Here is a 3,995-nt window from a genome sequence, read left to right on the forward strand (position 1 = left end):
CCCCCCCCCCCGCCCCCCCCCCCCCCCCCCTTTGTTTTTCGCACGCTTAGGGCTCGAAGGGCCGACGCTGGAACTGATCGTGGCCACATTTTGGACAGCGCGGCAGCACGTCCGGGGTGTATACCGCCAGGTGATAGTGGCACTTCTCGCAGACCAGATTACCCAGACCAACCACCTCTCCGCTGTGGTACACGCCGTGGTGATTCAGATCCTGAAAGACTTCCCGCCACTCGAGCTGGGTTTTGTCGGTGATATCAGCCAGCTCCTGCCACAGGCTCTCTTTGATCACCCGCATAAACACGCTGTCGCTCTCGTCTTCGTGACTCTCTTCGTAGCTGCGGGCAAACTCCTCGAGGTCGCGCTTGACCGCCGCAATCACCGACTCGATCTCGCTCTGCGTCAGATCGCCGGCGCGGACTATTTTTTCCCGCGCCTGCGTCACCAGCGCGTCGATATCGCGCTCTCCATGGCGGAGCCGTTCGCTGAGCGAGGAGACCAGTTCACGGTAATATTGAGCAACCTTGTTCATCATTTCGCCTCCGGTGGGGTTAACGTCTTCTGATAATAGACCTTATTCCTCTCCCGCTGTGTCTGACAAGCCACAGAGTCGCGAAATAATCTGCGCAGCTTTTGCCGATGTTGATGTGCGAAAAGCTGTTTTGACGTGGGCGTTTGGGCTATGCTATGCCGATCTGAAATAACACATCCATTGGCTACACTTTGTAGCTGTATTGAAAACAGGACCACTGGCTGCCATGCAAGAGCAATACCGCCCGGAAGAGATAGAATCGAAAGTCCAGCTTCACTGGGACGAAAATCGTACATTTGAAGTAACTGAAGACGAGAGCAAAGAGAAGTATTACTGCCTGTCGATGCTTCCTTATCCTTCTGGTCGACTACACATGGGTCACGTGCGTAACTACACCATCGGGGACGTGATTGCCCGCTACCAGCGCATGCTGGGCAAAAACGTCCTGCAGCCGATCGGCTGGGATGCGTTCGGTCTGCCGGCAGAAGGGGCGGCGGTGAAAAATAACACCGCGCCAGCGCCGTGGACCTACGACAACATCGCCTACATGAAAAACCAGCTCAAAATGCTGGGCTTCGGCTATGACTGGAGCCGCGAGCTGGCGACCTGCACCCCGGAATACTACCGCTGGGAGCAGAAGTTCTTCACCGAGCTGTACAAAAAAGGCCTGGTGTACAAAAAAACCTCCGCAGTGAACTGGTGCCCGAATGACCAGACCGTGCTGGCCAACGAACAGGTTATCGACGGCTGCTGCTGGCGCTGCGATACCAAGGTCGAGCGTAAAGAGATCCCGCAGTGGTTTATTAAAATCACCGCCTACGCCGATGAACTGCTGAACGATCTGGATAAGCTGGACCACTGGCCGGACACCGTGAAGACCATGCAGCGCAACTGGATCGGCCGTTCGGAAGGGGTAGAAATTTCCTTTGACGTCAACGACTACGCCGATAAGCTGACCGTCTACACCACCCGTCCGGACACCTTTATGGGTTGTACCTACCTGGCCGTCGCGGCGGGTCACCCGCTGGCGCAGCAGGCTGCGGCGAACAATCCGGCGCTGGCCGCCTTTATCGACGAGTGCCGCAATACCAAAGTGGCCGAAGCCGACATGGCGACGATGGAGAAAAAAGGCGTCGATACCGGCTTTAAAGCCATTCATCCGCTGACCGGTGAAGAAATTCCGGTCTGGGCGGCAAACTTTGTGCTGATGGAATACGGCACCGGCGCGGTAATGGCCGTTCCGGGTCACGACCAGCGCGACTACGAGTTCGCCAGCAAGTACGGTCTGAACATTAAGCCGGTTATCCTCGCTGCCGACGGCTCCGAGCCGGATCTCTCCGAGCAGGCGCTGACCGAGAAAGGCGTCCTGTTTAACTCCGGCGAGTTCAGCGGTCTTGATTATGAAGCGGGCTTCAACGCCATTGCCGACAAACTGGCTGCCATGGGCGTGGGCGAGCGTAAAGTTAACTACCGTCTGCGCGACTGGGGCGTATCCCGTCAGCGCTACTGGGGCGCGCCGATCCCGATGGTGACCCTGGAAGATGGCACCGTGCTGCCGACCCCGGAAGATCAGCTGCCGGTGATCCTGCCGGAAGACGTGGTCATGGACGGCATCACCAGCCCGATCAAAGCCGATCCTGAATGGGCCAAGACCACCGTCAACGGCCAGCCGGCGCTGCGCGAAACCGACACCTTTGACACCTTTATGGAATCCTCCTGGTACTATGCGCGCTACACCTGCCCGCAGTATCAGGAAGGAATGCTGGATTCGAAAGCGGCCAACTACTGGCTGCCGGTAGATATCTACATCGGCGGTATCGAACACGCCATCATGCACCTGCTCTACTTCCGCTTCTTCCATAAGCTGATGCGCGACGCGGGCATGGTGAACTCCGATGAGCCGGCGAAACAGCTGCTGTGCCAGGGCATGGTGCTGGCTGACGCGTTCTACTATGTGGGCGAAAACGGCGAACGTAACTGGGTTTCCCCGGTTGACGCCATCGTTGAGCGCGACGAAAAAGGCCGCATCGTGAAGGCCAAAGACGCGGCGGGCCACGAGCTGGTGTACACCGGCATGAGTAAGATGTCCAAGTCGAAAAACAACGGCATCGACCCGCAGGTGATGGTTGAGCGCTACGGCGCGGATACCGTGCGTCTGTTCATGATGTTTGCGTCCCCGGCGGATATGACCCTCGAGTGGCAGGAATCTGGCGTTGAAGGGGCGAACCGCTTCCTGAAACGCGTCTGGAAACTGGTCTACGAGCACACCACCAAAGGAGAGGTTGCGGCACTGAACGTGGCGGCTCTGAGCGAAGATCAGAAAGCGCTGCGTCGCGATATCCACAAAACCATCGCCAAAGTGACCGATGACATCGGCCGTCGTCAGACCTTCAACACCGCCATCGCGGCAATCATGGAGCTGATGAACAAGCTGGCGAAAGCGCCGCAGGAAGATGAGCAGGATCGTGCGCTGATGCAGGAAGCTCTGCTGGCGGTGGTGCGTATGCTCAACCCGTTCACTCCGCACGCCAGCTTCACCCTGTGGCGTGAGCTGAACGGCGAAGGCGATATCGACAACGCGCCGTGGCCGGTAGCGGATGAGAGCGCGATGGTGGAAGACAGCACCCTCGTCGTCGTCCAGGTCAATGGCAAAGTTCGTGGTAAAATTACCGTTGCGGTAGATGCAACTGAAGAGCAGGTTCGCGAGCGCGCCGGCCAGGAACATCTGGTGGCGAAATATCTCGACGGTAAAACCGTGCGTAAAGTGATTTACGTTCCGGGTAAACTGCTCAATCTGGTCGTTGGCTAAGCGCGGGAGGAAGCGTGCGATATCTGGTAACAATGTTGTTATCTCTGGCGGTGCTCGTCACCGCCGGCTGTGGCTGGCATTTGCGTAGCACTACCAAGGTGCCCGCCACCATGAAAACCATGATTTTCCAGTCGAGCGATCCGAACGGCCCGTTAAGCCGCGCGGTACGTAATCAGCTGCGTCTTAACGGCGTGGAACTGATCGACGCCAGCACGCTGCGTAAAGATGTCCCTTCTCTGCGCCTCGATGGCTCGTCGATTCAGAAAGATACCGCATCGGTGTTCCAGGATGGTCGTACGGCGGAGTATCAGATGGTCATGACCGTTCATGCCAGCGTCCTGATCCCGGGTCACGATATCTATCCGATTACCACCAAGGTCTATCGGTCGTTCTTTGATAACCCGCAGGCGGCATTAGCGAAAGACGCCGAGCAGGATATGATTATCCAGGAAATGTACGACAAAGCGGCGGAACAGCTGATTCGTAAGCTGCCAAGCGTTCAGGTAGCGGATGTTGAAGCAACCCAGCAGGAAGAGAAACCGGTCGCCAGCAGCGCGGCGCCGGCTTCCTCGGGTAACCGCGTCTCCACCACGCTGGGTCAATGATGATTCGGTTGTACCCGGAACAGCTCCGCGCGCAGCTCACTGAAGGGCTGCG

The 3,995-nt window shown here is 57.7% G+C and carries 3 protein-coding genes; 2 read left to right on the forward strand and 1 reads right to left on the reverse strand.

The features are described from left to right. Positions 1–46: 46 nt before the first annotated feature. Positions 47–529: a zinc ribbon-containing protein gene (locus tag HMPREF9538_RS13205; RefSeq protein WP_002894699.1), complete on the reverse strand. Its 483-nt coding sequence runs from the start codon at positions 527–529 to the stop codon at positions 47–49. Positions 530–755: 226 nt separating this feature from the next. Here HMPREF9538_RS13205 and leuS point away from each other — a divergent pair, with 226 nt between their 5' ends. Further along, positions 756–3,338 carry a leucine--tRNA ligase gene (gene leuS / locus HMPREF9538_RS13200; RefSeq protein ID WP_004176877.1) on the forward strand — a complete coding sequence of 861 codons (2,583 nt, stop codon included), beginning with the start codon at positions 756–758 and terminating at the stop codon, positions 3,336–3,338. 14 nt (positions 3,339–3,352) lie between these two features. Then, positions 3,353–3,943, forward strand: a complete 591-nt coding sequence (gene lptE, locus HMPREF9538_RS13195; RefSeq protein WP_002894693.1) for an LPS assembly lipoprotein LptE — start codon at positions 3,353–3,355, stop codon at positions 3,941–3,943. Positions 3,944–3,995 lie beyond the last annotated feature (52 nt).

The sequence above is a fragment of the Klebsiella sp. MS 92-3 genome, from assembly GCF_000195655.1.
GTDB lineage: Bacteria > Pseudomonadota > Gammaproteobacteria > Enterobacterales > Enterobacteriaceae > Klebsiella > Klebsiella pneumoniae.